We start from the raw sequence: 1833 nt of genomic DNA, 5'->3' as shown, positions 1-1833 counted from the left end.
CCGTTTTGAGCTAGCCAATGCCATTCGCGCCCTCTCCATGGATGCCGTTCAGAAGGCCAAGTCCGGCCATCCCGGCGCCCCCATGGGCATGGCTGATATCGCTGAGGTGCTATGGAATGACTACCTCAAGCACAACCCCGAAGACCCCAAGTGGGCCGATCGTGACCGCTTTGTGCTCTCCAATGGCCACGGCTCCATGCTGCTCTACTCGCTGCTCCACCTGAGTGGCTACGAGCTGAGCCTGGAACAGCTGCAGAATTTCCGCCAGCTTCACTCCCCCACCGCGGGTCACCCGGAATTTGGCTACGCTCCGGGTATTGAGACTACCACCGGCCCGCTGGGTCAGGGCTTTGCCAACGCCGTGGGCTTCGCCATTGCCGAAAAAACCCTGGCAGCGCAGTTTAACCGCCCTGGCCACACCATTGTGGATCACCACACCTGGTGCTTTTTGGGTGACGGCTGCTTAATGGAGGGTATCTCCCACGAAGCCGCCTCCCTGGCCGGTACCCAGCAGTTGGGTAAGTTGATCGCTCTATATGACGACAACGGCATCTCGATCGATGGGGAAGTGGAAGGCTGGTTTACCGACGATACCGCCAAGCGTTTTGAGGCTTACGGCTGGCACGTGGTGCCCAATGTGGATGGCCACAAGCCTGAAGAGGTGAAAGCCGCGATCGAGCTGGCCAAGAGCCACGACGATAAGCCGAGCCTGATTATCTGCAAGACCATCATTGGCTTTGGTGCGCCCAACAAGCAGGGCAAAGAGGACGCCCACGGAGCGCCCTTAGGCGACGACGAAGTGGCGCTGGCACGCACCCAGCTCGACTGGCCTCATGCGCCGTTCCATATTCCTGAACCGATCTACTCGGCTTGGGATGCCCGCTCTGAAGGCAAGGCTCGCCAGCAGGAGTGGGAAGCGCGCTTTGCCCGCTATGCTGAAGCTTTCCCCACGGAAGCCCGTGAATTCAAGCGCCGCATGAAGCGCCAACTGCCAGCAGAGCTGCCTACCGAAGCCTTGATCGAGCAGGCCCAAGAGCGCGGCGAGACCCTTGCTTCGCGCAAAGCCTCCTTTGAAGTGTTAAATGCCATTGGCCCTAAAATGCCGGAGCTGCTGGGCGGCAGCGCCGACTTGGCGCCGTCGAACCTGACCTTCTGGAAAGGCGCGCAAGCGATTACCCCGGAAGACGCCAGCGGCAACTACCTGCACTACGGTGTGCGTGAGTTTGGTATGGGGGCGGTTATGAACGGCATCGCCCTGCACGGCGGCCTGGTACCTTACGGCGCCACCTTCCTGATCTTTATGGAGTACATGCGTAACTCGATCCGCATGGCGTCGTTGATGGGCCAGCAGGTGATTTACGTGTTTACCCATGACTCCATTGGTTTGGGTGAAGATGGCCCAACCCACCAACCCATTGAGCAGCTCACCAGCCTGCGCACCACGCCTAACCTGAACACTTGGCGCCCCTGCGATGCGGTGGAAACCGCCGCGGCCTGGGATGCGGCGATCAAGCGTCACTCAGGCCCCACGGCACTGGTGCTGTCACGCCAGAACCTGCCCCACCAGCAGCGCACCAAAGCGCAGCTGGCGTCGATTCAAAACGGGGCGTATGTCCTGAAAGATAGCGAAGGGACCCCCGAGCTGATTCTGATTGCCACCGGTTCTGAAGTGGCCCTGGCGATGGACGCCGCTGCGGAGCTTGAGCAGCAGGGCAAAGCGGTGCGGGTAGTCTCTATGCCCTCGGCCTACCGCTTTAACGGTCAGGACGCCGAGTACCGCGAAAGCGTACTGCCCAAAGCGGTCACCAAGCGTATCGCCATCGAAGCCGCCCA

1 protein-coding gene is annotated in these 1833 nt (G+C 60.7%); it reads left to right on the top strand.

The genetic code is table 11. From position 1 onward, the window contains the following. Window positions 1–1833, top strand: a 1833-nt coding sequence (gene tkt / locus JI62_RS11205) for a transketolase (RefSeq protein WP_205737511.1), incomplete at both ends; no start/stop codon positions are given.

It is taken from the genome of Halomonas campaniensis, assembly GCF_002211105.1.
GTDB lineage: Bacteria > Pseudomonadota > Gammaproteobacteria > Pseudomonadales > Halomonadaceae > Vreelandella > Vreelandella campaniensis_A.
This window is presented reverse-complemented; position numbering and strand designations above follow the sequence as displayed.